Origin of the sequence: Nostoc parmelioides FACHB-3921, from assembly GCF_014696625.1 — a bacterium.
GTDB lineage: Bacteria > Cyanobacteriota > Cyanobacteriia > Cyanobacteriales > Nostocaceae > Trichormus > Trichormus parmelioides.
This window is the reverse complement of record NZ_JACJQL010000010.1, coordinates 1-24,912: the sequence shown is the minus strand read 5'-3', so window position 1 is coordinate 24,912 and position 24,912 is coordinate 1. Positions and strand designations below refer to the sequence as shown.

21 protein-coding genes, 2 pseudogenes and 1 riboswitch are annotated in these 24,912 nt (G+C 41.1%); of the genes and pseudogenes, 8 read left to right on the top strand and 15 right to left on the bottom strand.

Annotated elements, in window-relative coordinates; genetic code table 11:
• Positions 1–212: 212 nt before the first annotated feature.
• Together H6G14_RS09185 and H6G14_RS09180 are read right to left on the bottom strand one after the other, a co-directional pair.
• Positions 213–605, bottom strand: coding sequence for a response regulator (locus H6G14_RS09185; protein ID WP_190567039.1), 393 nt, complete (start codon positions 603–605; stop codon positions 213–215).
• 22 nt (positions 606–627) lie between these two features.
• Positions 628–2,268 carry a sensor histidine kinase gene (locus H6G14_RS09180; RefSeq protein ID WP_199326098.1) on the bottom strand — a complete coding sequence of 547 codons (1,641 nt, stop codon included), beginning with the start codon at positions 2,266–2,268 and terminating at the stop codon, positions 628–630.
• A 364-nt stretch (positions 2,269–2,632) separates the two neighbouring features.
• Here H6G14_RS09180 and H6G14_RS09175 point away from each other — a divergent pair, with 364 nt between their 5' ends.
• On the top strand, positions 2,633–4,216 hold the full coding sequence (locus H6G14_RS09175) for an NAD(P)H-hydrate dehydratase (protein WP_190567211.1): 1,584 nt from the start codon (positions 2,633–2,635) through the stop codon (positions 4,214–4,216).
• 210 nt (positions 4,217–4,426) lie between these two features.
• On the opposite strand, the gene H6G14_RS09170 is transcribed toward H6G14_RS09175, so the two are convergent.
• The 3 genes from H6G14_RS09170 to H6G14_RS09160 all read right to left on the bottom strand — a co-directional run bounded on the left by H6G14_RS09170 (position 4,427) and on the right by H6G14_RS09160 (position 7,469).
• Complete coding sequence (locus H6G14_RS09170; protein ID WP_190567035.1) at positions 4,427–5,197, bottom strand: DUF3226 domain-containing protein; 771 nt, start codon at positions 5,195–5,197, stop codon at positions 4,427–4,429.
• Positions 5,190–6,335 carry an AAA family ATPase gene (locus H6G14_RS09165; RefSeq protein ID WP_190567034.1) on the bottom strand — a complete coding sequence of 382 codons (1,146 nt, stop codon included), beginning with the start codon at positions 6,333–6,335 and terminating at the stop codon, positions 5,190–5,192. The genes H6G14_RS09170 and H6G14_RS09165 overlap by 8 nt, the downstream gene beginning before the upstream one ends.
• Before the next feature lie 315 nt (positions 6,336–6,650).
• Positions 6,651–7,469: an SDR family NAD(P)-dependent oxidoreductase gene (locus tag H6G14_RS09160; RefSeq protein WP_190567033.1), complete on the bottom strand. Its 819-nt coding sequence runs from the start codon at positions 7,467–7,469 to the stop codon at positions 6,651–6,653.
• A gap of 456 nt (positions 7,470–7,925) precedes the next feature.
• On the opposite strand from H6G14_RS09160, the gene H6G14_RS09155 reads away from it, so the two are divergent.
• On the top strand, positions 7,926–8,321 hold the full coding sequence (locus H6G14_RS09155) for a hypothetical protein (protein ID WP_190567032.1): 396 nt from the start codon (positions 7,926–7,928) through the stop codon (positions 8,319–8,321).
• 26 nt (positions 8,322–8,347) lie between these two features.
• On the opposite strand, the gene H6G14_RS09150 is transcribed toward H6G14_RS09155, so the two are convergent.
• Together H6G14_RS09150 and H6G14_RS09145 are read right to left on the bottom strand one after the other, a co-directional pair.
• Positions 8,348–9,676 carry an NAD(P)/FAD-dependent oxidoreductase gene (locus tag H6G14_RS09150; protein WP_242053389.1) on the bottom strand — a complete coding sequence of 443 codons (1,329 nt, stop codon included), beginning with the start codon at positions 9,674–9,676 and terminating at the stop codon, positions 8,348–8,350.
• 474 nt (positions 9,677–10,150) lie between these two features.
• Complete coding sequence (locus tag H6G14_RS09145; protein WP_190567031.1) at positions 10,151–10,300, bottom strand: hypothetical protein; 150 nt, start codon at positions 10,298–10,300, stop codon at positions 10,151–10,153.
• Positions 10,301–10,445: 145 nt separating this feature from the next.
• Here H6G14_RS09145 and H6G14_RS09140 point away from each other — a divergent pair, with 145 nt between their 5' ends.
• Complete coding sequence (locus H6G14_RS09140) at positions 10,446–10,664, top strand: DUF4327 family protein (protein WP_010994726.1); 219 nt, start codon at positions 10,446–10,448, stop codon at positions 10,662–10,664.
• A gap of 120 nt (positions 10,665–10,784) precedes the next feature.
• Here the strand turns inward: H6G14_RS09140 and H6G14_RS09135 are convergent.
• From H6G14_RS09135 to H6G14_RS09115, 5 genes and pseudogenes are all read right to left on the bottom strand, one after another.
• Positions 10,785–11,150: pseudogene (locus H6G14_RS09135) on the bottom strand (four helix bundle protein); the annotation flags it as partial.
• Between the two features lie 114 nt (positions 11,151–11,264).
• On the bottom strand, positions 11,265–12,548 hold the full coding sequence (locus H6G14_RS09130) for a protein kinase domain-containing protein (RefSeq protein ID WP_190567030.1): 1,284 nt from the start codon (positions 12,546–12,548) through the stop codon (positions 11,265–11,267).
• A gap of 110 nt (positions 12,549–12,658) precedes the next feature.
• Positions 12,659–14,701, bottom strand: a complete 2,043-nt coding sequence (locus tag H6G14_RS09125) for a serine/threonine phosphatase (protein WP_190567029.1) — start codon at positions 14,699–14,701, stop codon at positions 12,659–12,661.
• A gap of 291 nt (positions 14,702–14,992) precedes the next feature.
• Positions 14,993–16,372, bottom strand: a complete 1,380-nt coding sequence (locus H6G14_RS09120; protein ID WP_190567028.1) for a sensor histidine kinase — start codon at positions 16,370–16,372, stop codon at positions 14,993–14,995.
• 140 nt (positions 16,373–16,512) lie between these two features.
• Positions 16,513–17,127 (bottom strand): rRNA large subunit pseudouridine synthase E, encoded by a 615-nt coding sequence (locus tag H6G14_RS09115; RefSeq protein ID WP_190567026.1) that lies wholly within the window; start codon positions 17,125–17,127, stop codon positions 16,513–16,515.
• A gap of 211 nt (positions 17,128–17,338) precedes the next feature.
• On the opposite strand from H6G14_RS09115, the gene H6G14_RS09110 reads away from it, so the two are divergent.
• The 3 genes from H6G14_RS09110 to thiC all read left to right on the top strand — a co-directional run bounded on the left by H6G14_RS09110 (position 17,339) and on the right by thiC (position 20,203).
• Positions 17,339–18,052 (top strand): hypothetical protein, encoded by a 714-nt coding sequence (locus H6G14_RS09110; RefSeq protein WP_190567024.1) that lies wholly within the window; start codon positions 17,339–17,341, stop codon positions 18,050–18,052.
• A gap of 2 nt (positions 18,053–18,054) precedes the next feature.
• Positions 18,055–18,528 (top strand): DUF2726 domain-containing protein, encoded by a 474-nt coding sequence (locus tag H6G14_RS09105; RefSeq protein WP_190567021.1) that lies wholly within the window; start codon positions 18,055–18,057, stop codon positions 18,526–18,528.
• Positions 18,529–18,725: 197 nt separating this feature from the next.
• Positions 18,726–18,822, top strand: a riboswitch (TPP riboswitch).
• Positions 18,823–18,829: 7 nt separating this feature from the next.
• Positions 18,830–20,203 carry a phosphomethylpyrimidine synthase gene (gene thiC, locus H6G14_RS09100; RefSeq protein WP_190567019.1) on the top strand — a complete coding sequence of 458 codons (1,374 nt, stop codon included), beginning with the start codon at positions 18,830–18,832 and terminating at the stop codon, positions 20,201–20,203.
• A 166-nt stretch (positions 20,204–20,369) separates the two neighbouring features.
• Here the strand turns inward: thiC and H6G14_RS09095 are convergent, their stop codons facing one another.
• Positions 20,370–21,218 (bottom strand): lysophospholipid acyltransferase family protein, encoded by an 849-nt coding sequence (locus H6G14_RS09095; protein ID WP_190567017.1) that lies wholly within the window; start codon positions 21,216–21,218, stop codon positions 20,370–20,372.
• A 210-nt stretch (positions 21,219–21,428) separates the two neighbouring features.
• Here H6G14_RS09095 and H6G14_RS09090 point away from each other — a divergent pair, with 210 nt between their 5' ends.
• Together H6G14_RS09090 and H6G14_RS09085 are read left to right on the top strand one after the other, a co-directional pair.
• Positions 21,429–22,532: a D-alanine--D-alanine ligase family protein gene (locus tag H6G14_RS09090; RefSeq protein ID WP_190567015.1), complete on the top strand. Its 1,104-nt coding sequence runs from the start codon at positions 21,429–21,431 to the stop codon at positions 22,530–22,532.
• Positions 22,533–22,715: 183 nt separating this feature from the next.
• Entirely contained in the window at positions 22,716–23,372 is a 657-nt protein-coding gene (locus H6G14_RS09085; protein ID WP_190567013.1) for a hypothetical protein, read from the top strand.
• 206 nt (positions 23,373–23,578) lie between these two features.
• Here the strand turns inward: H6G14_RS09085 and H6G14_RS09080 are convergent, their stop codons facing one another.
• Positions 23,579–23,851 (bottom strand): hypothetical protein, encoded by a 273-nt coding sequence (locus H6G14_RS09080; protein ID WP_190567011.1) that lies wholly within the window; start codon positions 23,849–23,851, stop codon positions 23,579–23,581.
• Between the two features lie 634 nt (positions 23,852–24,485).
• Positions 24,486–24,800 (bottom strand): annotated as a pseudogene (locus H6G14_RS09075) (HEAT repeat domain-containing protein); the annotation flags it as partial.
• Positions 24,801–24,912: the final 112 nt, after the last annotated feature.

The following is a 24,912-nucleotide window of genomic DNA, read 5'->3' as shown; positions in this document are numbered from 1 at the left end:
TAAGGCAGGCAGGGGAAGTCAGGGGAGAAGAGAAGCAGGGGAAGAGAAAAATTATGAAAATAACCTCCTTTCCTCCCCTGCCTCCTCTGCTTCCCCTGCTTATCCGAACCGTATTGAGGGGGGTGTGGTAAAGCTGATATTTACCACACCCCCGTTTTTTGCTTTTGAGCGTGCCAATCATTATTAACACCAACAATAGCTAATGAAATCGGCTATGGTTTTAAGGCTGAATTAATAATTGACTTCAATTCTTCTTCTGTCCAGGGTTTGCGGATGCAGGCATAAAGATTAGCTTGCTGTTCGGCACGTTCAATAGCTTCTTTGTCGGCTTGCCCAGTTAGCATAACGGTAATCACTTCTGGAAAACGTTGGTGAACTTTGATCAAAAACTCATCACCTCTAACATTTGGCATTAACCAATCAGAGACAATAATGAGAATTTTGATTTCGTCCTCTTCCAATTCATCAATCACCGTCCAAGCTTCTTCAGAACTTTGAGCAACTTCGTAAACATATCGATTGCCAAATAACCTTTTGAGTTGTTCCTTGAGAGCTTTTAATATAGAAACTTCATCATCTACACAGAGAATAGCAGCATTAGCCATAAATTAAATTTCCTCTTGTTTTCTAAACCAATATGGGCAAGCAAACACTGAATTGAGTATGACCTGGATTGCTCTCCATTTTGATCTGTCCTTGATGTTTATCAATAATTTTTTTGCAAATGTGTAATCCCAGACCACTGCCCTCGCCAGCAGGTTTGGTGGTAAAAAAGGCATCAAAGATTTTTTGCTGCACTTCTGGAGGGACACCAAGTCCAGTATCTGTAATGCTGACTTCCACATATTCTTCTTGTTGACGAGTGGTAATAGTCAGCGTCCCCCCCGATTCCATTGCTTGAATGGCATTAAAAATGAGGTTTGTCCAGACCTGAATAAGTTCATCGGGGTATCCCCAAATGTCGGGAACATCCTGGTAATCTCGGATTACATGAATATTGCGTTTCAGTTGATTCTGATAGATGGCAATGGTAGTTTCTAGTCCTGTAGTGACCTGCATCAACTGCTTTTTGCCACTTTGATCAAAATGAGAATAGCTTTTCAGCGCAAAAACGATTTTAGCAGAACGATCAACAGCATTGAGAATCATCTGATTATTGCTAAAACAGCAAGAGAGGTCATAAGCGAACTGTAAAGCCCATTCACCATGATCACCCTGTAACATAGGCAACAAAGACTCCCAATCTTCAGCAATGCCCATATCTATCAAGAGATCAGCAATATCTCTAGCATTTCCAATGTTATGCTCTTGCAGATGAGCAGTAATTTTGCGTTTAAGTGAACGATCTCCTTGAAAACCTGCCCCAGGTTGGTTTTTGAGCGCTTGATTGATGAGTTGAAAAAAGCTTTCTTGTTCTTGGGTATTCAAACGCTGATGTAAAGAGGGAAGTTCACTCAAGGCTGCTTGCAGGGCTTGTTCTGTGTTATTCGCTGATGCTTGAATAATACCCAAGGGATTATTGATTTCATGGGCAACTCCCGCAACCAGTTGTCCTAAGGCTGCCATTTTCTCTTGTTGAATCAATTGATCTTGGGTTTGTTTGAGTTCTTGGAAAGCGGCTTCTAACTGTTGGTTTTTGTTCAACAAGCTTTTGCTGTACTTGTATGACAAAGTGCCAATAATTACACCTGCTAATACCAAACAAAAAGTAGTACCAATGTCTGCAAATTGTCTAGTCTGTTGTTTCTGTGCTACGTAGACTTGTTCCAGGGTTGTTACTTCAGCATATAAATCATCATAGATTTCATCAATGCCGTTTGCATCAACATTTATCGCTTCTTTGGTTTTACCTTGAGCAACTAGCTGCAAAGCGTTGTCAATTGCTTGTTGATAGCTTGTATGGAGGGCAAAAATATTATCCAGATTTTTTTGTGGTTTAATTTGTCGTAGCTGCTGCAAAATTATGTCTGTACTTTGCTGATTTTCTGCCAGCTCTTCGGTTAAATCCTCATCAATTTCGCCTTTGGAAATGCCCTCCCATTCTAAGGCGTTAAGTCTGCTCACTTGCTCTTTTAATCGAGTCAAAAGCAATCTGTTGTCATTGCTGCGTTCTGCTAATTGATTGAGTTCATAAATAGTAGCAGCACTGGCGATCGCAATTATAATTGCACTTAACAAGATAGACCATGTGGAAAGTTGAGGTTTCCGCTTGACTAAAACCTTGGTAAAATCAGCATTTAATGAAAGACAGAAGCGATTAAGAAGCATAAGCGTCACCAATAATACTTAAGAGGAAATTGTGGCAATTTAGTCTTGGTAGTACTAGCGATCGCCATAAACCAAAACGCCGACAGCCAAAGAATCTAACCCATACCACAAATACTGAACACCTACTGAGTAATCTACTACTCTCAATATCTATGTTTCCCAGTCATTAACAAAAATTACCTTGTTTTTCAAAACTTGTTATTTGTGATTGTTATGTGGCAATCCCAAATAACAATCTTTACATTGCATCATTTTTTAATCGTTATATGAGTGAAAATAAAGCCAAGATGAAGAAAAAATATTTTGTTGTCAACAGTAGGGAACCACAATTTCTAGTGAGTTTATAGTATTCAAATCAGGTATGATGTCAACTAAAAAAGAACATATTTCCCTAGTCATCGTTACTGCTGCACAAATGCGGGAAATTGAAGGGCGAATATTTGCAGCAGGAATGCCCGTACCCGCTTTGATGGAGAAAGTGGCAGGATTAATTGCTAACCGCATTCAAGATTTATCTTCCAATTTTGAACAAGGTAGACAAGGAGAACAAGTAAGGATTTCGCCTCCATTTGCCCGCATAGGAATCCTCGTTGGGCCTGGACACAACGGCGGTGATGCGTTGGTTGTGGCGAGGGAATTGCATTTTAAGGGTTATGGTGTTTGGATTTATTTGCCTTTTGTTCAGCTGAAGGAATTAACATCACAGCATTTGCAGTATGCTCAAAGTTTAGAAATTCCTTGTTATCAAGAAATTGAGCAATTACCAGATTGTGATGTTTTGGTTGATGGGTTATTTGGCTTTGGCTTAGAAAGAACAATTACCGATCCCATCGCTTCAGCAATTAATCAGTTGAATGAATGGAACAAGCCAATTATCAGTATTGATTTGCCTTCAGGTTTGCACACTGATACAGGCGAAGTTTTAGGGACTGCAATCCGAGCAACTTATACCCTGTGCTTAGGTTTATGGAAACAAGGTTTGTTGCAAGATCAGGCTTTAGATTATGTAGGTAAAGCCGAGTTAATTGATTTTGATATTCCCTGGGCTGATGTGCAAGCTGTATTACAAGATGTACCCAAGATTAAACGCATTACACAAGCAACAGCCTTATCTACTTTGCCTTTACCTCGTCCACCAGTGACGCACAAGTATAAGGAAGGGCATTTACTGTTAATCTGTGGTTCTCGGCGTTATGCAGGTGGGGCAATTTTGACGGCTTTGGGTGCTAGGGGTAGCGGTGTAGGGATGTTATCAATTGCTGTACCCGAATCCCTGAAGCAGCTTTTAGTATCACATTTGCCGGAAGCGTTGGTGATTGGTTGCCCAGAGACGGAAACTGGAGCGATCGCCCAGTTACAATTACCAGAGAAGACAGATTTAAGTTCCTTTAGTGCGATCGCCTGCGGCCCTGGTTTAACGAAAGATGCTACATCTATTGTGGAAGAAGTATTAGCAAGCGATCGTCCTTTAGTTCTTGATGCTGATGGGTTGAATATTTTGGCACAGTTGGGAACAATCCCCACATTACAACAGCGCCAAGCGACAACAATACTCACACCCCATACAGGTGAATTTCAACGATTGTTTCCCCTTGTCTCTGATGCCAAACATGATCGAGTCAAAGCTGTGCAGGAAGCAGCAGCACAAAGCGGTGCAGTGGTATTGTTAAAAGGAGCGAGAACTGCGATCGCCAATCCTCAAGGTTCAGTATGGATTAACCCTGAAAGTACGCCGGCTTTAGCTCGTGGTGGTAGTGGCGATGTGTTAACGGGGTTATTGGGTGGATTGTTGGCACAAGCGGTAAATAAAGAAATACCTGTAGAAGATATTGTAGCCACTGCTGCATGGTGGCACGCGCAAGCCGGTATTTTAGCAGCTAGTGAGCGTACAGAGTTAGGCGTGGACGCGTTTACGCTGTCACAGTATTTGTTGAAAGTGATTAGTTAAATTGCTTTTAAGGAAAATCTAGGATTCGTACTTAATTTCTGAAATATAGCCGTAGGCAGATAGATTAGGACATCAAGCCAAGATAAAACCCTCACAACACAAGACTTTCAAGTCTGTCAACAGCCCTACTTAAATTTGTATGGACAAGCGCAGGCTACGCCAACAATAGTCAAACCGGATTCCTATATTTGGTTTGTAGAGTTCTATGATTCAGGTAATTCCTGTAATTTGCTCCAAGAATTTTTTCATTAGGTTTATGCTTTCTAAATTTAATGTTTTTTCATTTAGCCAACGATTATCTTGCAACGAGACTTGTAAAGTTCTGCCTGGTTTAAGGATACTGGTGATACTTGATATCACTGCTTTATTTTTACCTGCTAACTTATTCAATTCATGTAAATCCTTTTCAGTTAATTGATCTGTATTAATGCTGGAGACATAATTGCTTGCCAACTGAAGTAAGTCTGGATAGTTTAAGTTAGCACATTCAATAAGAATATCTTCTAATGTTCCTGGAATACAATTATTAGGCATAATAAATATGCCTAATCGTGGAGAACTATTTGCAACTTCGCCTAGTTTTGAAGGCAAAGGTAATCTAAGAGGTCTGATTTTATTAATCAATTCTGTAAATCTTTCAAGAGGTGTTTCACTATTATCAGCATCTAAGACAAAACCTATACCAAAAATTTCCGAAGACGGAATTAATGCTAGACTCTCTTCTACTGTATTGGCTAAACGTGTAATTCCGGTAGCACTATGTAAAGCAATGGATAGTTGATCATTCTTCAAAAAATTTGGAACAGGTACACGTTTCATTAAATCATCATCTATAGGAAACGTTTTTGGTACAAGCGGTTCCCAAAATGAATCTAGTGCTGACAATTTAGTTATGCGACGTAAACCAGAAAGTTTCAACAAACAAATTAAAAATTCAATATCTTGTGGGCCTTCTGCCACTATATAAGAATATTTAACCATGACTACCTCTAATGTCCAGCCCCCTCTCTGAACGTAGTCTATGCAAAAGATTGCCAGAAAATCTTTGTGGTGGTTTTCCTTGGCTATTTAATCGAAAAGCTACAATATTATCAGTACTCACATCTGTTTTTAACATAGCATCAACAGCTTCTAGGCTATGAGTTGTGGCAAAAAGCTGTACGTTTCTTCTACAACAAGCTTCAATGAGCCATGAAAAAACTCTAGTGAGAGCTGAAACATGAATAGATGTTTCAATTTCATCGATTAATAATACACCATTTTTAGTAGAAAAAAGAGTCAGAGCAATAATTAAAGTTCGCTTAAGACCATCACCAAATTTATATAAAGGAGCAAGACCTAATTGTTGATGTTTTATATAAAGGGTTGCTCTATTTGTAGACTGAGATAATATTTCAATATCTATGATATTACTATCAAACCATTGAATTATCTCTAATACTTCTTCTTTTCCACCTTGATTTTCTAGAATTATTTGTGTTAGACGTTCTAAAATAGGTTGGGATGAAGAATATGCAGGGGATACAGTTGCATTATTTACAAAAGGTTTATTTCTTCTCCGCCAAATAAATCGCTCATTTTCCCAGAATTGAAATATTTCTCGCTGTCCTACTTCATGATTAAATAAATTTGTTTGCCCTGTTTTTGGATATGCTACAACCTGTAATTCTAAACCTGAGCGTACAGATTCAGTTTCAGTAGAAACAATATCTTCATTGATTTGTTCACTATTAGAGCTTTCTGTTCCGCTACTATAAATTTCTTCCAGTTGGGCTTTAATTTCAATTATAGAAGTATCTCCGTTTGTCTTGATACATATTTCTTGTTCATAATCTTCGTCATGAGAAAAAGTCGTATTTTGCGGAAAAATCCATCTTAATGCGTTGATATCAGGTCGAGGAATGGCTAATGTTCTACCAAGATATACTCTTCTTTGTGAAACTTCCAGCCACTGAAATGGATCAAGAGGATTACATAAAATTGAGATGGCTTCAAGAATACTTGTCTTTCCTGAATTATTGTCACCAACTAAAATGTTCACTTGACCTAATTGAGACAGTTCTACCGTCTTCAAACCCCGATATCCATTTATTTGTAGCTGGTTGAAGACTGGATTCATGTGGACAATTCCTAAAATTGGTTAGCTTGAGCTAAAGTAACTGCAAAATAAATCATATTTCATTGTTATGCAAGTGTAATCACTTGCATTAAAAATGTATGTAAGAATTTCACAATGCTGTGTTAACTATGATAGGGAGTGGTATGAAATATGGTTCAGATTGTGATCAAGGTCAAGCAGTGGGACTGAAGAATAAATCAGACCGCAAGCGTCCCAATCGGAAAAAGCAAGTGGCGATCGCTAGCTAGGCATTACCATTTATTATTATCTTGCCCACACCAAAAGACAATGGGGGTATGTATGATGAGCATCAACTTATTTGCGTTCTTCCATGCCAAAGATGCGCCGGACAAGAGACTGTATCAAACTAGGAGTCAATTGATAAGCCACCTTCCAAAAGTTAGCTGAACCTACGACGACATCAGAACGCTTGTCTTTGACTGCACTCCAAATTGCTTTGGCTACGTCTTCCGGTTTTTCTAGTACAGGCATTTGAATCGCCTTACCTACTAATTCAGTCCGTGCTTGCGCTATTTCCTCATCTTTACCACGAAAAATTGCTCGTTCCATAAGTTGGGTGCTGATGAAGCTGGGATAAATGCCGCTAACGTGAATGTTTTTAGGTGATAATTCTGCGTGTAGGGATTTTGTTAACCCTGTTATGGCGTATTTGCTGGCTGTGTAAGGCACATGATAAGGAATAGGTTCTAAACCACCAATAGAACTGACATTTACAATAGTTCCTGCGCCACGCTTTAGAAAATGGGGCAGTATGGCATGAATGGTATGAATATAACCCCACAAATTAGTATCAATAATTTGATGCCAATCTTCTAAACTGAAATTTTCTACAGAACCCAAGCAAAAGATACCTGCATTATTAATTAATACATCTACCTGACCAAAATGAACGATCGCCTTTTGCATCATGTTATTGACTTGTGTAGCATCTTTCACATCGGTAGAAATGGCGATCGCTTCTTGTCCCAGTTCCCGTATCTCGGTGGCGATCGCTTCTAAACGATCAGGTTGGCGAGCTGCCAGCACAACATTATAATTGTGACGGGCAAATAATAATGCTGTGGCTTTGCCAATACCTTGAGATGCGCCTGTGATAATTACTGTTTGAGTCATATAGCTGTTGACTTGGGCTTCTACAATACAGAAACACCTGAAAATGCTTGAATAAGCTATTCTGCTTTTAAGTTGCATAATACATCGTGAGGGCTGTTGACCGTTAACAGTTAACAGTCAACAGTCAACAGCCTTTATTAGTAGTTATGCAATTTAGGCGCGCATTAGCTTACAGTCCATGAAATATCATCTGAGTCTTCAATATCTCTTTCCATGTGTGTATCTTTTTGATTGATGAGCCACAAAGCCAATCACAGCCAGTTAAGCCTTAGGATTTTAGGCTAGGGAAGAAAAATACTTTAGCTTTTCGGTGTTTCATCCGGCGGATGAGATAAATGTCCATAATACCCAAAAACAAAAAATAAAAGAATATACGACTATTGACGAAATGATATTTGGTACATAATCTTGGAATCTGATGAATAACAGGTGTAAATTTATCTGCTTGTATTATTTATGGGAATGATTTTATTCATTGTCTTATGCGTTTGGGCAATCGTAAATTTTATAGGTTTATGCTCAGTTGTAATCTCATTCATTCGTTGTCGTACTGTAGCAGGATACCGAAACATTGCGATTATCGGAGCGTTTTTTATACCAGCGATCCTTCTATTTTTAAGTTTTTTGGATCTGTTAAACAATAAACCCGTCCCTGGCCCAATCGCTACTTATATTCAGGCATTCATCACTATCGTATGGTCTAAAACTTATTTAATTTGTTTTTTGGGTGCTTGTGTAACTGCGGCAATTAGCTTATTGAAGCAAAATGCTATTCGTCGTTACTCAGCACTTGCTTGGGGTTTTCTGATTTCATCTGTTTCGGTTTGTGCATTTGTATTAATCAAATTTTGATTGCAATGCTATTGCAGAGATTGGTATCAACGGGATTCTTGGAGGTAAGGCAAATCTGCTGGACGATGTTGCACATTCATAGTTTTACTAGATAAAATTACACGAACATGGCGATCGCTCCCTAAATAAGTATGTAGCCAAGTGAGTAACACTAGCAAACGACTGCGGTAGCCGGGAAGATAAACTAGATGAACTCCCAGCCACATCAACCAAGCCAAGAAACCTGTAAACGCAAACGCACCAATTTTCCCCACACCCGAATAACAACCAATAATTGCCAATCTACCTTTATTGAAATAGTTAAAAGGCTTTGGTGATTTTCCTCGTATTTGCTGCTGAATATTGCGTGCTACCGCCACACCTTGCTGAAGCGCTTCCGGTGCAACCCCAGATAATGACTTACCGTTCTTTTCCACATAAGCCAAATCCCCAATTGCATATACATTGGGATGTTCCAGCACTTGTAAGGTGGGATGGACTACAATTTTACCTTTATGCGCCACAGGTAACTCCTCGGAGACTCCTGGGAGGTTGGCTTCTAAACCCGCAGTCCAAATCACAGTGACGGAGGGAATAATTTCCTCGTTTTCCAAGTGGACAAATCCCTCTGTAAGTTGACTGACTCTCGTTTGCAGATAAACTTCAACTCCTAGCTGATGCAATTTTTTGTAAGTGTAGTTTCCTAACTTTTTGGGAAATTCCACTAATAAGCGATCGCCCGATTGCACTAAAATTATTTTCACTTCCCCAAAACCTACGCTGGGATAATCCCAACGCAAGCAGCCTCGCAGCATCTCTACCAAAGCACCCGCCATCTCCACCCCAGTTGCACCACCACCCACAATGGTAAAAGTTAGTAATTGTTGCCGTTTTGCTGCGTCAGATTCTTGAATAGCTTGTTCAAAACAGGAAAAAATATGATTGCGTAGGGCAACAGCTTCTTCTAAACTTCTCATGGGAAAAGCGTATTCTTCAGCGCCGCTAACTCCCCAAAACTGAGTCCGACTACCAGTCGCCAGCACCAAAAAGTCATAATCAATTGCACCCTTAGCTGTTTTGACAATCTGCCCTGAAAAATCAATCTGCTCAACCTCAGCCATGAGAAACTGAACTTGAGGCTTGTGATGTTGCCTTCTATAGTTAAAAGAGAAACGCCGCAAAATCGTCCGTATGGGGTAAGCAATGTATTCTGGTTCTATTTGCCCGGTGGCTACCTGATAAAGTAACGGGACAAAAGTGTGATAATTTTGGCGATCGATTAGTAATACATCTGCACCAGAATTAGCTAGAGATTGGGCAGCTTGTAAACCACCAAATCCAGCACCAACAATAACAACGCGGCGATTCCTCATCATTCCCCTCTTGATTGAGTTGGCTGGCAAAACTATTGAATATTAAGAAAATGTAATAAATTGGTAATATAGCAATTATAAATAAGTTGTCAGAAAAAACACACCCTAGCCAGCATTCCCATCGATCAGTCTACGGTGTACACATTCTTGATTTCTTTACAGAATATTTACATCCAAAAACAAAAATAAAGGGTATGAGGATGTAAGTTTTGAAAACCACCACATCCTTATACCCTGTCAAAGCAAAGAGACTCGTTGCAGAAATCCACAATACCTATTGATTTTTCTCCAAATAGATTTGAATATTAGTTGTATCAGGGATGCCGAAAACGATCACCTACGGTGGGCGGAACGCCATCGCCTGCTCTAATACTCTCTCTTATTTCATCTATTTCACCAAACTCATCCTCGATTGCGCGAACAGTGAGTTACTAAGTTTTATGATGTTGTGATTTTAGGCTTGGTGCTGGCGTTATCCTAACTAAGCGATCGCCACCAACAGCTTAAAATTTCTGGCATTGTGCTGAAAATAACTTCCATTGTTTCTGCCTGGTCTTTACTTATGTCTGCTGGATGAAATCTCAGTACGGTGGTGTAATTACCGTACAAATCCGAATCATGCCACAACTTAATAGCGTTTGTTATGGTATAGTAAGAAAGTTAAGACTAGCTTTGCCAATTACAACACTCTACGGATTAGTGACAATTGCAAAATGGAAAGCAGTTTTGATTAAGTATTTACCCAACAAAATTTTTAACTGAATTGAGAGTTATGACTCAGCAAGTACTTCACCCAATGGTGAAATTGCAGCGTAACGTGCAATCACTCGTTGAATCGAATATTATCAAGCCGACTGATAGCATTTGGAAGATTGCGCTGCTTTATGGTAATGACTGGCAGCACTGGAAACAGGAGCTACTAGATTTCGGATTTACAATGCAAGATCCAATTGGCGATTTACTCGCAGTTGAATCTTGGGATGAAGATTAGGGACTGGGGACAGGAGATTGGGGACTGGGGATTAGGAAAATTTCTACTTATGTTTAGTTAGTGATTTCCATCTGATCCTCAATCTTTTATACTCCATCCTGAATACCCAATACTTAGTGTTCAATCCCTGAACCTAGTTCCGAATTCTTCTTTGCCTTGTTGCTGGGAACGGATGAAGCGACAGTAACCGTTAAGACCTTTTTCGATTTGGTCTTTTAGTTGAGTTACCCAGTTTAGTTGGTCTGTGTTGCAATAACCTAAGCTTTCAGCAATAACGAAGGCGCTTTTAGTCTCAGCTAATGAGCCACGGGCAATATACATAAAGCGCAATCTATCTAGATAGTGATAGCGCCCTTAGCCTTCTGCTATGTTTAGCAAGATACTAGATGCAGCTCTACGTAACTGATCGCTCAAATTGTAACGCTCACAATCCGGCAAGCTATCTGCAAGTCTATAAGCCGCTTCCAGTAACCTAAGACTATCTTGATAGAAGTCTAAAAACTCAAAACCCTATCCCCCATATCATCCCAATCAAAAGTCCTTAAACCAATTTTACGAAGGACTTTTACTAAATGCCCAATCCCCAATCTCCCAATCCCCTCACTTACAAGCAGCCAAAGCCGCAGCTAGCTCCTTTGCAGACTGAAAGCGATCGCGTGGCAAAGGTTCAGTGGTACGCTCAATTACATCCCTTAATTTAGGGGTGACAGTGGGAATTTTACTCACATCAAAGCGGAAACCACGTCCTTTTTGGCGATAAAACTTGAAAGGATTTTCCCCTGTGAGGAGGAAGATGATTGTGGGGCCTACGGCATATAAATCAGATTGGGTTAAAGGCTGTCCCCTTTCTTGTTCTGGGGCGCAATAACCCTCTGCACCGATGCGTGTGCCTGGAGTAGTACCAATTTCCTTAACTGCGCCAAAATCTAGCACCGCGATTTGATTATTCGCCGTCTTCACCATCAGGTTCGCCGGTTTAATGTCGCGGTGAATGAGTGGCTGTTCTTGACTGTGGAGATAATCTAGAATCTCGCAAGTTTGGATCATCCAGGCGATCGCTTGGCTAGGTATAACTGGGCCCGTGGCATAGATGCGTTTTTCCAAATCTTGCCCATGCACTAATTCCATCGCCAAGTACTTCTTACCACCTTCTACAAAAAAATCATAATACTTGGGGATACCCGGATGGTTTAGGGATTTGAGAGTATAGGCTTCCCTCTCAAATAATTCTTGGGCTTTAGCAATCCTCGCCATATCGGCATTCATTTGCTTCAACACCAACAGTTTCGGATGTCCAACAATCACCCCAGCCGCATCCCAAGCTAAATAGGTAGTTCCCATTCCTCCCTGTCCCAAAGTTCGTAACACTTGGTAATGGCGAATGGTTTGGATTACCGAAAGTGGTTGTCCGCAGTGGATACAAAATAGGTTCTGGGGAGAATTACCTTCGTGGGTGCAAGTTAAACTGCCAGGATTGTTAGACAATTCTGGGGAACTTTTTTCTGCCGAACTACCCACCCCAGACAAAGGGCTATCGCTGCCAGAAATCGATTGCCATTCCGGTGGTATTATCCCCTGAACTTGGAATTGCAATATCGGCCCTCCTTGGGCAAGTTGCAGGAGGGCATTATTAGGTAGTGCATCTTGAATTACCAAAACGCCATTCAAGAAAGTTCCATTTGTCCCCTTACTAAGCACCTGCCAGGAACCACCACCACCTGAACTAACTTGCCGAATTTCCAAATGATGGCGAGAAACCAAATTGTCAGACAAAATCACATGATTATCCGCCGCGCGACCGATGCGAATCACGGAGGAGTTTTCAAAGCACCATTGCTTGAGTGGTGTTTTTTGTTGCGGTTCTAGCAGTGTCAAAGTAACCACAATACGACCTGTGTAAGAGATGGGTAATGGGGATTGGGGATTGGGGATTGGGTAAATGTTTTCTCCACTGTACTTTGTCCCCCTCTATGCTTCTTCATAACCTTTAGTGTTTAATCCCCCGTCCCTTCCCCCAGATTTGGGCGCACTTTTGCCCGGACAAGTATAGCAGTAATGTTGTCATGACCATTGTATTGGTTGGCCAAATCGATTAATTCTGTTACTCCCTGCTCTAAATTAGTGCTAGAACTCAATAACGGCAGTAGGTGAGTTTGCCAATTAGTTTCTAGTAAATCGTTATCAGATAAGCCATCGGAAGCGAGAACGAGTAGGCTATCTTCATTAATATCAAAGAACTCTACATCGGGATTAATGGCGGTTTCGTCACGAGGGCCTAAAGCTTGGGTGAGTTGGTAAGCATCTGGGCGGGCATAAGCGATGCTTGCTTCTACTCCCCGGTCAATTTCTCTTTGACCAACTTCATGATCTACAGTCACTTGTTCCAATCCCCGCTTACGAGTCACACGGTAGAGGCGGCTATCACCCACATGGGCAACGGCTGCTTGACTACCTTGAACTAATAGCATGACCAAGGTAGTACCCATACGTCCTACCCCAGAACGGGCTTCTTGTTGGTTTTTTTCGTAAATTGCTTGATTCGCTAGATAAACTGCCTCACGAATTATTTCTTCTGTTGGTAATTGGTTATGAGTCCAGTGTTGCTGAAAGTATTGGCGTAAGTTGATTACGGCTAACTCACTAGCCACCTCACCGCCAGCGTGTCCGCCCATACCATCACAAAGAATATACAAGCCACGAGCTTGTAAAATGCGGTTTCTCGGCAGTTCTAATTTTTCTGTTTTAGTTTCAATCCCAAAGTAGTCCTCATTGTGATGGCGTTGACGACCAACATCAGTGCGGCCAGCATCTTCTAAACTGCTTAACTGCACGGACAGCACTACCGTGGGCATATCATCACCCTTGCCAGAGGGATCTTCTGTATCATCTGCTTGTAAGACTGTGGGCGCATTCGTTTGTTCTGCTTCCATTGGCTCAAATATTGGGGGTGTAGTTGCTTCTAGTTCCGTGGCGACTTCTTGTAAACGCGATCGCAACTGAGCGATCGAGTAAATCCTACCCTGCTGTAAATCTCCTAAAATCTGTATGATGGAACCAAATTGAGTGCGTTGAGACTCTCTAAATAGCGCCTGCCAAACTTCTCCCAAAGCTTTAATACTTGAGGGCTGCACAAAGATAGGCAATGTTACATCCTCTTCTTGTGCTGTTACCGGATTAAAATCCAGTGGCAAGTAGTCTATTGCTAACTCGCTCTTAGGTGGTTTTACGTACAGTTTTCGTAAGCTAATTGTCTGGTCTTCATCTAAGCACAAATTCGCCAAATCCCACAAACTGTAGTGACACTTTAATGGTTCTAGTAATACCCAAAGTTGGGTCATTTGATAAAACCAGTGTAAAATTTCTAGCGAACTAGTGGTTTCCTTTTGCCATAAATCAAGTAAAGACTGGTAGTGAGTACGGTCTTCAATCAGTAATATCTGGTTATTGCCGTCCTCCCAAGCATCGTGAATCTGGGGAATTTCCGTGTGATTTTGGGATTGTAAAACCATATAAGCCCTAGCCAAACTGGGAATACCGTTAACTTCCACTTCTGGAGTCACCAACCCCTGTTGTTGATTAGCTAATATTGCTTCAATTGGTGATGCTTGGTATGGTTGACAGTCCAAAACCCTAACACTAACCTCATCATGTGCGGCTGATAGTACTTGCAAAATCTGATAGCGTTGTTCTTTGTCCAAATATGAGCCAACAGAGAATAATGATGGAGAGAGCATCATCTTCTCTTCTTCATTTTCCTCACACCCTAATTCTGTTTGTTCTTCCCTGGGGGACGCTACATCAAGAGAGTTGGCGCTCAGTAAAGTGCTGACACTTACGGCGGAAGCCCAATCACTAGTCTCGATAATCGCCAGCCATACCGTGCCGGTTTCTGCACCACAGTTATGACAATTTTCAGCATTCACTGGTACTTCAGTGCTGCATTGAGGACAAACCTTGTGGGACAAAGAAGCACCACATTTTTGACAAAATTTGTTAGCATTAGGGTTTTCAAATTCACACTGAGGGCAAATCAGCATAGTGGAAGTTCCTTAATTCCCGTTCCGAGGTGCTTCTAGCCACTAATATCCAAAGTGCCACAACTGGCCGCCCTTGCCTATAGTAGACATAATTAAGTTGTGGTTTCATCAGTGAATCTTGGTGGCAGTATTAATTGTGACGCATATTAGCCAAAGATTGCAGATATCTGCAAGTTTATTTTGGAGAGTCGGGAGTTTTGAGTCATAAGTGCTGTGAGCTGTAACGGGTGTTAGTCGGTGCAGAGTCTCAAGTCAGATATTTTTCCACCTGCTTCTTGCCCCCTACTTCTTTCACTCAACTATTTTGGGTTGTTTAAGAACCAATTGGATACTAAAACAGGTACGGTTTGACCCGCTTTCTACTTCGATTGTTCCTCCTAATTGTTTGATGAGTTTTTGTACTAGCGCCAACCCTAGTCCTGTGCCTCCCTGCTTTCCAGGGTCATTGCTGGGAATACGATAAAATTTATCAAAAATGTGGGGTAATTCAGATTGAGGGATTTCTACACCAGAATTAATCACTTGCAAAATGATATTTTGAGATTTTAGTTGGGCTGTAACTGTTATTTCTCCCTCTGGGGGGCTAAATTTACACGCATTGGTCAGCAGTTCTATCAAAATGCGTTCCAAGCTGCATGGATTGGAGGTTAATGTTGCCAGAGAAGGGCTGACGCTGATGTGTAATTTTTGCCTACAGATATCGAAATTGCGGCTTTTAAATTCCTCCACTACGCGCCATAGCCATTGCGGTATGTGAATTGTCTCTAGTACCCAAGGTTTAGCGTTGGTATCGAGGCGCTGTAATTCTAGGAAGTTATTAATAAGATTTATTTGGCGATCGCACTCATTTTCTAAAATATTAAAATAACAAGCTGCTTTTGAGCCTTTGTTTGTTGGTTTTGTTGTTGCTGAGAACAAATTATACTCACGATGCAGCGTAATCCCCAGCATTTGAATCGCCATTTTCATATTAGTTAGCGGTGTTCGCAGTTCGTGGGAAACTGTGCTGAAAAATTTTTCTTGCAAGTGGCTAAGGCTTTCTAGTTTCTTTCGCTGGCCTTGATTTGATGGTAACTCTGGTAAGTTTTTAACTAAATTATCCGCATCTTTTGGACTTGCTTCGGCTGGTTCTAGAGAAGTGATGGCCTCACACAGCATCAGAATCGTCGATTTTTTAATAGAAGATTTTTCTTCATGCAGTATTAATCGCAGTGTAATTCTGACTGCTTTTATACCATTAACAGGGTTATTTAACAGAAAATTGCCATAGCTAACAGCATCATCAGGTTCAGTTTTGCAAAGACTTATGACAGCATTAGACAGTCTTTGTTGGTCTGATTGAGCAAATAATTGAACAATGGGCAGTTGTAATAATTGTTCTGGTGTGTATCCTAGAAAATCTGCTCCAAAATCATTGACAGATAAAATTAACCCCGTCGCATCCAAACTGAAATATATAGTTGGTATATTATCGTACATCATGCGATACCATCGCAATTCTTCTTGAGCGCGATGGAGTTTTTCTGCTGTGTCAAACTCTAAATGAGAAGCTGATTCCGTCACCGGTTCCAAGTACACAGGAGTTTTGGGCAAAATATTTTGTGGTGTGTGAGTTTGATGCCAGAGCGATGGCGTTCCGCCCACCGTAGGTGATCGCTGATTCAGGCTCATAAGGTTTAAACTGACGCTCAAGGGCTGAAGTGAATGGGAAACAACAAATTTTAAATTCTTTTTTTGTCAAATAAAAAGTTTTGTGCCTTTTGTTCAACTTCAAATGATTACTAAGTTATTCCTGCAACTGTTTACAAAGTTTAACTAGAAAATTTGCCTATCCCTCGACTCCGAGACGAATCATGGAGCAATTTAAGTTCCAAGGACGTGAGATCACGCCACTCACCTAAAGCCAGCCCATCCAAGCGTAAATGACCTATACTCACCCGCACTAACCGCAAGGTCGGAAACCCCACAGCCGCAGTCATGCGCCGGACTTGCCGATTTTTACCTTCAGTCAAAGTCATTTCTAACCAAGCTGTAGGAACATTTTTGCGAAATCTAATCGGTGGTTGGCGATCGCCCACAGGCGGATATTCTGGTAATAACCTCACTTTTGCTGGCCGTGTCCGATAATCTTGAATCTCCACCCCTGTTTGTAGCTTGTTGATAGCCTCCTCATCAGGAATACGCTCTACCTGTACCCAGTAAGTCCGCTCATGACCAAAACGCGGATCAGAAAGCCGATGCTGCAACCTGCCATTATTGGTTAATAATAGTAACCCTTCACTATCCCAATCCAACCTCCCCACAGGATAAACATCAGGCACATCTATATAGTCTTTAAGAGTTATATGCTTGGGCGATTCCTGAGTAAACTGGCTCAGGACACCATAGGGCTTATGAAAAATAATATAGCGATCGTCATTAGTCATGGGTCATTGGTCAATTTATCCTGATCAATTGTAGAAAGAAGGCGATCGCTTTCAGCATGAATATAAATTTGGTTTCCCAAGGCTATAAGTCATTGGGAAATTTCATGTTTCAGTATAAATCTAAAAATCTTAGCCAAGACTATTGGAAATTTTAGAAATCAGAGTTACACTATTTCTATAAACCTTAGATAAGATTTTTAGAAATTTGCCGATGTCAAAAATAATATACGATGTCATCCAAAGATTTGAGGTAGAAGAAGGCATTCCACGCTTGTTGTCAACTAATATTCATGTGATTCAAGGTGGCGAGGATTTAACGTCTTTAGCTACTAATATGCTTGCCGAACTTGGTTTTTACAACAAGTTTGAGGAAAATCGAACATCTCAATATATTGGGTACAAACTTAAGAAACCTAAAAAAGGAGCTAAACGTTATCAACTAATTCTGACACCCCGTAAAGAAGGTTTATGTGTTGCCATATCCAAGGATATTTTAGAGGGAAATATTTTATCTTTAGAATATTTTTATGGTGATGAAAGTTACTATAGTGCTTCTTGGGCTACCTTAGCGAGAATTTGGGTTTTACCGAGTAAAGAAGATATATTTTGGAAATCAATACAAAGCTACTATCCAAATCTTGTCGAAATTGGTGAAGTAACAGGTTCTCTTATACTCAACAAGCGTGATGAGATTGAATATCATATAGGCTATATTGAGGAAAATAGTGATTTCGCTGAAATAAAAGCAGAAAATTTAATTGATTCACCGGAAAACTTTGATATTACTAGCTTAGGAAGTAGCGATTCTTATCTTGTCATTAATAATGATTCTCTATTCCCCTACAGTTGGCAGGTATGTATAAATTCTAGTGAAGTTTTAAAGGAATTTATTAGCTACTTTGCAAAAATATTAATGGAGCAATAGAAATGTCTGTCAAAGTAAAAAGACTGGTTAATCCTTATGAAGAAAGGATGCTGGAATTTTTAGAAACTTGCATTAATAATGATTATAAAATTCATACTCAAGTTAGTCTATGTCAATTTTGTGAATTGAATGGGTATCTTGATTCAGATTTAAAAAGGTTTTTCTTTAGCTCTAATGTAGATGCACTTATCACCACCAATAGCTATAATCCCTGCTTAGTTGTAGAATTTCAGTCTTCATATCATGACTCTCCTGAAGCCAAGGAACGTGATCGCAAAAAAGCAACTTTGTTATCGCTTGCGGGCGTACCATTTCTCTACTCACGAATTCAAGATTTTGGATTATTAAGTCTTTACTCTCCACATGAAGAAGTAGTATTTAATCTATTCACAGGTGAAAAACGCGACAACGCCAAAAACTTAATCAGAAAGTATTGCGAACTATCTACTTTTGCCCAAATTCAGCTTACACATTAGTAAAGTTCAGATTTTTTTGCTTACTCCTTTGCGTCTCTGCACCTACTCTACGAGTTTCGCTTGCGGTATGCGTGAGCTAAAAAAAGAGTTATATGCAAAGTGTAATGCCAAAATTGCCGCCCACCAACCCTAAACACTTCACATTCTCAGGAATTGTTAACCCCATTGCCCCCGGTCATAAACAAGGTGGTAAACTACATCCATGCTAGGGGTGCTTGCACTAACAGGCTGAGATTACACCCTTAACACCTGAGACTGGGTAATACCAGCGAAGGGAAGCTGTTTATTGAGGGAATTTCATATGCGGACAGAATGGGTTGCTAAACGACGTGGGCAAGGTAATGTAACTCAAATGCACTATGCACGTCAGGGTGTCATTACCGAAGAAATGCAGTATGTCGCCCAACGGGAAAATCTGCCGGCTGACCTCATTCGTGAGGAAGTAGCGCGGGGGAGAATGATTATCCCAGCGAATATTAATCACACTGATTTAGAGCCAATGGCTATTGGCATCGCCTCTAAATGTAAGGTAAATGCTAATATCGGTGCTTCCCCCAACTCTTCCAATCTTCAAGAAGAAGTTGATAAGTTGAACTTGGCAGTTAAATACGGTGCGGATACCGTCATGGACTTGTCCACAGGTGGGGGTAACTTAGATGAAATTCGCACCGCCATTATTAACGCCTCCCCCGTACCCATCGGTACAGTCCCAGTCTACCAAGCCTTGGAAAGCGTCCACGGCACAATTGAAAACCTGACCCCAGAAGATTTTCTGCACATCATCGAAAAACACGCCCAGCAAGGAGTAGACTATCAAACTATCCACGCGGGAATTTTGATAGAACATTTACCCTTAGTTAGAAGCCGCATCACCGGTATTGTTTCCCGTGGTGGTGGTATTTTGGCGCGGTGGATGCTGCATCACCATAAACAAAACCCACTTTACACCCACTTCCGCGACATCATTGAAATTTTCAAGAGATATGATGTTTCCTTCAGTTTAGGGGATTCCCTCCGCCCTGGCTGTACTCATGATGCGTCTGATGATGCCCAGTTAGCCGAACTCAAAACCCTGGGACAACTCACCCGCAAAGCTTGGGAACACGATGTACAGGTGATGGTAGAAGGGCCTGGACACGTCCCAATGGATCAAATTGAGTTCAACGTCAAAAAGCAGATGGAAGAGTGTTCGGAAGCACCATTCTATGTGTTAGGGCCATTGGTAACAGACATCGCCCCTGGTTACGACCACATAACTTCCGCCATTGGCGCGGCGATGGCTGGTTGGTATGGTACAGCTATGCTGTGCTACGTTACACCAAAAGAACACTTGGGATTACCCAACGCTGAAGATGTCCGCAATGGTTTAATTGCTTATAAGATAGCAGCCCATGCAGCCGACATTGCCAGACATCGCCCAGGCGCAAGAGATAGAGACGATGAACTCTCCAAAGCCCGTTATAACTTCGACTGGAACCGTCAGTTTGAATTATCACTCGACCCAGAAAGAGCGAAGGAATACCACGACGAAACTTTACCAGCAGATATTTACAAAACTGCTGAGTTCTGTTCCATGTGTGGGCCTAAGTTCTGTCCTATGCAAACCAAGGTTGATGCTGATGCGCTAACAGAACTTGAGAAGTTCTTGGCGAAGGAACCAGTAACACAAGGGTAAACGCAGCGAAAAGTTCTGAAGGAGGGTTTCCCTCCGTAGGAAACTTTTCAAGAGAGAGGGACGCTGAGGTAAACGCGGAGGGGCGCTGAGAAAAATTTGTGTTCCTCTGCGATGTCCTCCGCGTTCCTTTGCGTTAATGCAATTACTCTAGTAATCATCCCCGAATTTATTGCTTTTGGCTGAATAACACTAGCTCGTCTAATTCTTGCTGCATCTTACTCACAACTAAGTTGTAGCATTCATCGACATAATGGCGATCGCTTGCGGCTTCTCTTCCATAGCGTTCAAATATAATCGGTGGACAAACCCGCGTGTGTATGGATACAGGAAAAGGAATATTAGGCAGTGGGCCAATAGATAATCCCCAAGGCCAACCGAGATAAATGGGAAATACAACCGGGTCAACACCAAACAACCAAGGCATTCCCCTATCATGCAACTGTCTGACAAGGTTATATATATCAGCCAGCACAATCAAAGTATCGTGAGCGCCACAGGAAATTGCTGGAATAATCGGCACATTTTCCCTCAGTGCTAGCTTGATAAATCCTTGTCGTCCCGCAAAATAGATTTTATTACGTAAAGAATGGGGTCGGAAAACATCTTCTGCTCCCCCTGGATACACTAGTAAACTAGCTCCAGAACGCAAAGCAGTATAAGCCATTTTGGGATGAGCAATTATGGCTCCGGTTTTCGCTACTAGCTGCGCTAATGCTGGGGTAACTTGCCAAACGCTGGGGTGCATCAAACCATAGCTTGGTCGCTCTACTCCAAATCGGCGAAACCAGTCATACATCATCATCAACATATCAGGGGCTGCCAGCCCACCGTTGTGGGAACCAACGATTAAGACTTTTCCCTGTGGTGGGATGTGATGCCAGCCACTAGTTTGCACGCGAAAATAATAATGGTAGAAAAAGCCCAAGAGGGGCATAACAGATTTAATAAACTCTGGATCTCGCTCTTCTAGAGACCATCCAAGTTTTGTGTTTTGGGGATGTTGCTTTTGTGACATTCAGGCATATTAACAAACTGAGAATCAAAAAGGTACTAGTAGTCAACAGTCAACATTCATCAGTGTCGTCCCTTAGTTTCAAAGCTTTGTTGTGAACGATCCTAAAACATTTTTTGCCACTGACCACAAACCACTAACAACTGACAAAATTACAGCAACTTGAACAGGTTGTGATACGCTATCAGCGTCGGGAGTGTAAAGGTACAGAAGATGAGTAAATTGAGGGTGGGATTGTTATTTGGCGGTCGTTCTGGAGAACATGAAGTTTCTATAAGTTCCGCACGGGCGATCGCTTCAGCCCTAAGTGCAGGAGAAAATGCTAGTAAGTACGAAATATTGCCGTTTTATATCCACAAGGATGGGCGTTGGCTAGCAGGAGAAGCCCCACAACAAGTTTTGCAATCAGGCGCGCCTCTATTAGAATCGTCAAACTCCTCACCAGCAGAAAATAATCTCGTAAACTCCCAACAACAAACTCTCGAACGTTGGCAATCACCTTCTCAAGTTGCGGAAGTAGATGTGTGGTTTCCCATTCTCCACGGGCCTAATGGTGAAGATGGCACAATTCAGGGTTTGCTTACTCTCATGCAAACTCCTTTCGTCGGTTCTGGCGTTTTGGGTTCAGCATTGGGGATGGATAAGATAGCCATGAAGATGGCTTTTGAGCAAGCTGGACTACCCCAAGTAAAATATAAGGCTGTCACCAGAGCGCAAATTTGGTCAAATCCTTGCGTATTTCCCAAGTTGTGCGATGAAATTGAGGCGAGCTTAGGTTATCCCTGTTTTGTCAAACCAGCTAACCTCGGTTCTTCTGTTGGGATTTCTAAAGTGCGATCGCGCCAAGAATTAGAGGATGCTTTAGATAATGCCGCTAATTATGACCGCCGAATTATTGTAGAGGCGGGAGTTGTAGCGAGGGAAGTAGAATGTGCTGTTTTAGGTAACGACCAACCCCAAGCTTCCACAGTCGGCGAAATTACCTTTAATAGTGACTTTTATGATTACGAAACCAAATATACGGCAGGTAAAGCAGATTTACTGATTCCCGCCGTGATTCCTGACGAAATCAGCCGTCAAATTCAAGACATGGCTTTACAAGCCTTCGCAGCTGTTGACGCTGCTGGGTTAGCCAGAGTAGACTTCTTCTACGTGGAAGCTACAGGAGAAGTGTTGATTAATGAGATCAACACCCTACCAGGTTTCACAGCTACCAGTATGTATCCCCAACTCTGGGCCTATAGCGGCATCCCCTTTCCAGAATTGGTAGATAAGTTAGTCCAACTGGCAATAGAAAGACACAATCCTAGTCATTAGTCAACAGTCAACAGTCAACAGTCAACAGTCAACCGCTAACAGTCAACCGTCAACAGAAAAATAAATTTTGTAGCCTAAATGGCACAAAAAGACTACTAAAATAGCTAAATCGGCTACGGATACCTGATAGCTCCCCCTTTTAGTACAATCGTGAACTAGAGGGGAAACAATCTGAAAGTGATCATGGAAAACAATCAGAGCATAAAGCATGAGCTAAATCAGGAAACAAGACATACAGCAGTGCTAAAAAGCAGTAAATCCGTAGCAATTAGTAGCTACAAAATTTTTATCTATCTGCTGACACGTCATCCCTTACTTTTATTGGCTGGGATCTTCACAACACTGATGGGAAGTGCTGGCATGGCCTTGTATAGCCTAGTCCATGTGGGTGATGTGGAACATTTAGAAGCAGAACCAGTGGCTGTGATTGAGCAGCCAATCATTGCTGACACAGAGAATGGCAATCCTCTGCCTTTGTGGATGGTAGCAGCGATCGCTCTCAGTTGTGCTAGTGGTTGCTTAATTATTTTCCGTTTACTCAACCAGCCAACACAGCGTCCTAAAATTCAGAAGCGAGAGGCGATTTCTCATCAAGCCCTATCAGCATCATCCCGTACCCAAAAACAGCAACAGCCAATTCTCAAAACTCAGCCAATGTTTGTCCCCAGACCAACATTGCAGCCAGTGAATGCCATGCAGGCTACCAAAAAACCTCTGTTGACAGTTTTACCAACAGAACAGAGAAGTCCGTTTGATGACAGCAAAGAGTCCTTAGTTGAGTTGTTAGATTGGCGTAAACATAATTCTTTGACGGCAATTTTACAACAATATTCCTCATAATGTCGGTATAGTTGCTCTTGTCGGTAATGGGTAATAGCTAACGGGTAATGGGTTTTCACCTACCGTTCGGCTGACGCTCACAGCGAAGGCCAATTACCAATTACCATGATGCTGGTCGCAAGTTCTGTTCTGCTTCGCGTTCTGGTCATTGGGTGCGCCGCCAGCATAAATATTACCTATGAATGAATATGAATCCTAATAGATGCTTATCTTTGTAGATTAGAACAGTAAAGCTGCATTTCTTGGTTTCTTGTCAACATTAAGCAATTACTATTATTAATATTCCTAATATCGCCTGTTTGATTTTTATGATTTCCCATAAAAAAAGCTGCAAATAGTAACGATATAAGTGTGCTAGCAATACATATTATATAAGAACTTGTTTTTGCTTTACTGTCAGCGTCATTTGTTTGAATTGGTTTTTGCGGACAAACTGTTTTTGATGACCAAAAATGATCATTGAAGTTGTAATAACTCATTTATTATCCTCGCTGAAAATAGAAAATGTTAAACAGTAAGGGTTATAACTAACAAAATTTGTGAAAGTAGGTAAAATTAACAAATCTATTTATTTATAGCCGTAGCCGCATAGATTAGGACATCAAGCCAAAATAAAACTCTGACAATACAAGTCTGTCAACCGTTAACCGTCAACAGTCAACAGCTATATAACCACAGAATGAGTAGCTATATTAGGCAATTCATATAAGCCAGTAATTTTAGAATTAGAATTACTGACTTACTGAAGTTATTAAACCTGTTATGCCAGAAAAATACTTCTGACAAAAGTCATGGATTTAATTATGACTTTCGTCATAAGTTTTCACAAAATATGAGTCAATTCCAACTTGCCAAAGGATATTTTGAATTTTGAGTTGGTATGGCAATAGCTAGATAGATTAGGACATCAAGCTAACTTATAGCTTGCACCATTACTTTATTGAGAAAATAGAAACCCGAAACCCTCATGATTTCGTAGGGTGGGCATTGCCCACCACCTACTTATTGAGAAGGTGCAAGATGTCAGCTAAGATAAAACCCTCACAACAAAAGGCTTTCAATTCTATCAACAGTCAACCGTCAACAGTCAACAGTCAACCGTCAACAGCTAGATTACCTTGTCCGTAATAACTGCACAAAGGTATTACTCACCGTATTGTCGTTCTTATCCGCAGCGTATTGAATCAACTTCTCTCGCAATTCCTTGGCTGCATCTAAGGGGAGTAAGGTTGCTAACAAGAAGTAAACACCACGAAATCGCGGGTCGCCTATTGTATCGTTTAATAATCCTTCTGCATTATCACTGTTGCCGAGGAAGTTCTGCACCAGGAAGAATTCCATGATTTTATCGTGGCGGAAATTCCATTCATCTTCGGCTGCCCCTTTGTTATCTTGCCATTGACGGCTAATTACCATTTTGTATTTTTTAGGACTTACGCATTGACAAAAAATTTCATTCATGTGTACTAAGCAACACAAGTATGGGTAAGATTTTCTACAATGTAATCACGCAAAACTAAAGTGAATAAGTTCCTTTGCA

Coding starts and splice junctions, on each gene's coding strand:
- H6G14_RS09180 (WP_199326098.1), bottom strand. CDS start 2,268: ATGCTTCTTAATCGCTTCTGTCTTTCATTAAATGCTGATTTTACCAAG.
- H6G14_RS09095 (WP_190567017.1), bottom strand. CDS start 21,218: ATGTCACAAAAGCAACATCCCCAAAACACAAAACTTGGATGGTCTCTA.
- H6G14_RS09115 (WP_190567026.1), bottom strand. CDS start 17,127: ATGACTAATGACGATCGCTATATTATTTTTCATAAGCCCTATGGTGTC.
- H6G14_RS09080 (WP_190567011.1), bottom strand. CDS start 23,851: ATGAGTTATTACAACTTCAATGATCATTTTTGGTCATCAAAAACAGTT.
- H6G14_RS09160 (WP_190567033.1), bottom strand. CDS start 7,469: ATGACTCAAACAGTAATTATCACAGGCGCATCTCAAGGTATTGGCAAA.
- H6G14_RS09170 (WP_190567035.1), bottom strand. CDS start 5,197: ATGGTTAAATATTCTTATATAGTGGCAGAAGGCCCACAAGATATTGAA.
- H6G14_RS09150 (WP_242053389.1), bottom strand. CDS start 9,676: ATGATGAGGAATCGCCGCGTTGTTATTGTTGGTGCTGGATTTGGTGGT.
- H6G14_RS09125 (WP_190567029.1), bottom strand. CDS start 14,701: ATGCTGATTTGCCCTCAGTGTGAATTTGAAAACCCTAATGCTAACAAA.
- H6G14_RS09090 (WP_190567015.1), top strand. CDS start 21,429: ATGAGTAAATTGAGGGTGGGATTGTTATTTGGCGGTCGTTCTGGAGAA.
- H6G14_RS09120 (WP_190567028.1), bottom strand. CDS start 16,372: ATGAGCCTGAATCAGCGATCACCTACGGTGGGCGGAACGCCATCGCTC.
- thiC (WP_190567019.1), top strand. CDS start 18,830: ATGCGGACAGAATGGGTTGCTAAACGACGTGGGCAAGGTAATGTAACT.
- H6G14_RS09175 (WP_190567211.1), top strand. CDS start 2,633: ATGTCAACTAAAAAAGAACATATTTCCCTAGTCATCGTTACTGCTGCA.
- H6G14_RS09140 (WP_010994726.1), top strand. CDS start 10,446: ATGACTCAGCAAGTACTTCACCCAATGGTGAAATTGCAGCGTAACGTG.
- H6G14_RS09085 (WP_190567013.1), top strand. CDS start 22,716: ATGGAAAACAATCAGAGCATAAAGCATGAGCTAAATCAGGAAACAAGA.
- H6G14_RS09155 (WP_190567032.1), top strand. CDS start 7,926: ATGGGAATGATTTTATTCATTGTCTTATGCGTTTGGGCAATCGTAAAT.
- H6G14_RS09110 (WP_190567024.1), top strand. CDS start 17,339: ATGTCAAAAATAATATACGATGTCATCCAAAGATTTGAGGTAGAAGAA.
- H6G14_RS09185 (WP_190567039.1), bottom strand. CDS start 605: ATGGCTAATGCTGCTATTCTCTGTGTAGATGATGAAGTTTCTATATTA.
- H6G14_RS09105 (WP_190567021.1), top strand. CDS start 18,055: ATGTCTGTCAAAGTAAAAAGACTGGTTAATCCTTATGAAGAAAGGATG.
- H6G14_RS09165 (WP_190567034.1), bottom strand. CDS start 6,335: ATGAATCCAGTCTTCAACCAGCTACAAATAAATGGATATCGGGGTTTG.